Origin of the sequence: Candidatus Protofrankia californiensis (assembly GCF_900634765.1) — a bacterium.
Lineage (GTDB): Bacteria > Actinomycetota > Actinomycetes > Frankiales > Frankiaceae > Protofrankia > Protofrankia californiensis.
In genome coordinates, this window is sequence record NZ_CAAAFT010000141.1 from 1 (window position 1) to 4,246 (window position 4,246).

Annotated in this window: 3 protein-coding genes; all 3 read left to right on the forward strand. The window is 68.2% G+C overall.

Going from position 1 to position 4,246, the window contains the following annotated elements; translation table 11 throughout:
* Nucleotides 1-145 precede the first annotated feature (145 nt).
* The 3 genes from rodA to DD1DGNOD_RS08405 all read left to right on the forward strand — a co-directional run bounded on the left by rodA (nt 146) and on the right by DD1DGNOD_RS08405 (nt 4,129).
* A complete protein-coding gene (gene rodA, locus DD1DGNOD_RS08395; RefSeq protein ID WP_131765993.1) occupies nt 146-1,369 on the forward strand; it encodes a rod shape-determining protein RodA in 1,224 nt (407 codons plus the stop codon).
* A 68-nt stretch (nt 1,370-1,437) separates the two neighbouring features.
* A complete protein-coding gene (locus tag DD1DGNOD_RS08400; RefSeq protein ID WP_131769832.1) occupies nt 1,438-3,384 on the forward strand; it encodes a TIGR03960 family B12-binding radical SAM protein in 1,947 nt (648 codons plus the stop codon).
* A complete protein-coding gene (locus DD1DGNOD_RS08405) occupies nt 3,368-4,129 on the forward strand; it encodes a TIGR03936 family radical SAM-associated protein (protein WP_131769833.1) in 762 nt (253 codons plus the stop codon). Before DD1DGNOD_RS08400 ends, DD1DGNOD_RS08405 begins: the two co-directional genes overlap by 17 nt.
* The last annotated feature ends 117 nt before the right edge of the window (nt 4,130-4,246 follow it).

Sequence of the window (4,246 nt, forward strand, 5' to 3'; positions counted from 1 at the left end):
GCTCTGGGTCGTGGGGCCTTCATAGGCGAGGGGGATGGGTCTGCCCGCGGGCCACCCCGTCCCCCTGAAGCCCGGGGTCCCTGTTGAAGCTCAAGGGTTCCTCAGGCCAGGCGCTCTTCTATCGGCGATCATGGATGGAGTGTTCATGACGAGCCCGACGGCACTGCGTTCGTCCCCGGTTCCGTTGCGTGGCAGGATAGGCCAGCTGCGTGACCGGGCGTCGGGTCGACACTCCCCGCTGCGCCGGCTGGACTGGCCGCTGCAGATCTCCGTGATCACGTTGTCGATGGTGGGGGCGTTGCTGGTGTGGTCCGCCACGCGGCAGCGCGAGATCGAAAGCGGTGGCGACCCGCAGACATTCCTCAAGCGTCATCTGCTCAACCTGGTCATCGGGCTGGCGCTCGCAGGTGTGGCAACCATCGTGGACTATCGAATTCTGCGGGCATACGCCCCGTTTGTGTATCTGGGGTCGTTGTTCGGTCTGATCGCCGTCCTGCTCATGGGCGCGACGATAAACGGTGCGCACTCCTGGATCGTCCTGCCGGCCGGTTTCCAGCTGCAGCCTTCGGAATTCGCCAAGGTGGCCCTCATCCTCGGGGTGGCGATGATTCTCGGGGAGAAACACGACGACCGCGACACCGGTATCCGGCTCAACCCCAGCCACCAGGACGTCGTCCTGGTGCTCGCGCTGGCGGCCGTGCCGATGGCACTCATCATGATGCAGCCGGACTTCGGCACCGTGATGGTCTTCGTGTTCGTCATTCTCGGCATGCTCGCGGTCAGCGGTGCTCCGAGCCGATGGGTGATCGGGCTCATCCTGTGCGGGATCCTGTTCGGCGGGGCCATTCTGCAGTTCCACCTGCTCAAGCCGTATCAGGAAGCGCGCCTCACCGAGTTCGTCCGGGACAACCAGAACACCTCGTCAACCGGGTACAACGTCGACCAGGCCATGACGGCGATCGCCAACGGCGGTCTCATCGGCCGGGGCCTGTTCAACGGGATGCAGACCCAGGGCCAGTTCGTGCCCGAGCAGCAGACCGACTTCGTGTTCACGGTCGCCGGGGAGGAACTGGGTTTTCTGGGTGCCGGTGGGGTCCTGGTACTGCTCGGCGTGGTGCTGTGGCGGGCGTTGTCGATCGCGTTCGACTCCGGTGACGCCTTCGGGACGATGATCGCGACCGGGGTGGTGTGCTGGTTCGGGTTCCAGATGTTCGTCAATATCGGGATGACGTTGGGGGTCATGCCGGTGACGGGGCTGCCCCTGCCGTTCCTGTCCTACGGGGGATCGTCGATGTTCGCGAACCTGCTGGCGGTCGGCCTGCTGCAGAACGTCCGCCTACGGGCTCGTTCGGACCCCTACGCCCTGTAGCAACCCGGGGGAGGTTGGGCCTGGCGGAGTCCGCCTCCGGCCGGCGTGTGTGCCGTAGGCTCGCGGACATGTCCGGACAGTCGCTGTTCCCTCGCTTGGAACCGTTGCTGCCGCGGGTCCGCAAACCCGTGCGCTATCTCGGCGGCGAAGGAAATTCCCAGGTCAAGCCGTGGGAGGACGCGGTAGTTCGCTGGTGCCTGATGTACCCCGACGCCTACGAGGTCGGCCTTCCCAACCAGGGCGTCCAGATCCTCTACGAAATTCTCAACGAGCAGCCGGACGTCCTGGCCGAGCGCACCTACTCGGTCTGGTCGGACCTGGAGGATCTGCTGCGCGAGCACGGCATCCCCCAGTTCACCGTGGACGCCCACCGCGCGGTCGGTGACTTCGACCTGCTGGGGGTGAGCTTTTCCACCGAGCTCGGTTACACCAACCTGCTGACCGCCCTGGATCTCGCGGGCATCCCGCTGCATGCCGCCGACCGGGGCGAGGAACATCCGATCGTCATCGCGGGCGGGCACGCCGCATTCAACCCCGAGCCGATCGCGGCCTTCGTCGACGCGGTCGTCCTCGGCGACGGCGAGCAGGCGGTCCTGGAGATCACCGACGTCGTCCGCGCCGTCAAGACCGCTGCGCGCCCCGGCGGGCGCGAGGAGCTGCTCATGCAGCTGGCCCGGCGCGGGTTGGCCTATGTGCCGTCCTTCTACGACGTGGACTACCGGCCGGACGGGCGTATCCGCGCGGTCACCCCGAACCGTCCCGATGTGCCGGCCCGGCCGGCCAAGCACACCGTGAGTGACCTGGACGCCTGGCCGTACCCGAAGGCACCGCTGGTCCCGCTGGCGGAGACCGTGCACGAGCGGATGAGCGTGGAGATATTCCGCGGATGCACGCGTGGCTGCCGTTTCTGCCAGGCCGGGATGATCACTCGTCCGGTCCGGGAGCGCACCATCGACACCATCGGTGCGATGGTCGACCGGGGCCTGGAGGCGTCCGGGTTCACCGAGGTCGGGTTGTTGTCGCTGTCAAGTGCTGACCACACCGAGATCGGTGAGATAGCCAAGGGTCTGGCCGACCGGTACGAGGGCACTCACACCTCGCTCAGCCTGCCCTCGACCCGGGTGGACGCGTTCAACGTCACACTGGCCAACGAGTTCTCCCGCAACGGCCGCCGCAGCGGGCTGACCTTCGCCCCGGAAGGCGGCTCCGAACGCCTGCGCAGGATCATCAACAAGATGGTCAGCGAGGAGGATCTGGTCCGCACGGTCAGCACCGCCTATGCCCAGGGCTGGCGGCAGGTGAAGCTGTACTTCATGTGCGGCCTGCCCACCGAGACCGACCAGGACGTCCTCGCGATCGCGGACCTCGCCCGCGAGGTGATCAGGGCCGGCCGGCGGGCCAGCGGGCACCGCGACATCCGCTGCACGGTGTCGATCGGTGGTTTCGTACCCAAGCCGCACACGCCGTTCCAGTGGGCGGCCCAGGCCTCCCACGAGGTCACCGACGCCCGGTTGCAGATGTTGCGCGACGCGATCCGCGGCGATCGGGAGGTGGGACGGGCGATCGGTTTCCGTTATCACGACGGGCGTCCGGGCATGATCGAGGGCCTGCTCGCCCGCGGTGACCGCCGGGTTGGCGCGGTGATCGAACGGGTATGGCGCGACGGTGGCCGGTTCGACGGATGGAGTGAGCACTTCTCCTTCGAGCGCTGGGAGAATGCCTGCGCCGAGGTGCTCGGGCCGTTGGGGGTGTCCCTCGACTGGTTCACCACACGTGAGCGCGACGAACGCGAGGTGCTGCCCTGGGACCACTTGGACGCCGGCCTCGATCGTGACTGGTTGTGGTCGGACTGGCAGGAGGCGCTGCGCGAGACCGAGCTGGACGACTGCCGCTGGACCCCCTGCTACGACTGCGGGGTCTGCCCGACCATGGGCACGCAGACCCAGATCGGCCCGACCGGCCGGACCTTGCTGCCGCTCGTACCGACCAGGCCGGCCGGTGCCGCGGCGTCCTGAGGGTCCGCCCCCGCCTCCGGTCGTCGCACGGGTGCGGGTGCGGTTCGCCAAGCGGGGGCGGTTGCGTTTCCTGTCCCACCGCGACATCGCGAGGACCTTCGAGCGTGCCCTGCGACGTGCGGACGTCCCGATGGCGTACTCGGCGGGCTTCAGCCCGCATCCGCGTATCTCCTGGCTGGGTGCCGCCCCCACGGGCGTTGCCAGCGAAGCCGAGTACGTCGAGCTCGCCCTGGCCGAACATCGCCAACCGCGGGCGCTGGGGGAGGCGTTGGACGCGGCCCTGCCAGCCGGGTTGGACGTCGTGGCCTGCGCGCCGGCGACCTCGACACCGCTGGCGGATCTGGTGGACGCGTCGCGGTGGCGGGTGCGGTTGCCCGGTGTCGCGCCCGCCGAGCTGGCCGCCGCCGTGGACGCGCTGCTTGTCCGTGACCTGGTCGAGGTGGAGCGGGTCACCAAGAACGGACATCGGCGGTTCGATGTCCGTCAGGCAGTGGTCTTGATGGTTTGCCGTGCGGAGAACGACACGTGTGCGATACTGGATACGGTTGTGCGGCACACGACGCCCGCCGTACGACCCGACGACATGCTGACCGCCCTATGCGTGGTCGCCGGTCTTCGGCCGCCAGTACCACCCGAACCGCTTCGGCTCGGGCAAGGTCGGCTGCTGGAGGATGGCACCGTGGCGGATCCGCTCATGCCGGACCGCGACGACGCAGGACGGCTGGTCGGTCGAATCGATGCGTGATGCAGGGCGTCGCAGGATTCGCCGGTGGTACCCCGCCGGACCGAGACAGTGGTTCCTGAGCGGTCGCGACTGCGAGAGCAGCGCGCCCGGGGACCCCGAGAGGCTTCATAACCCGTG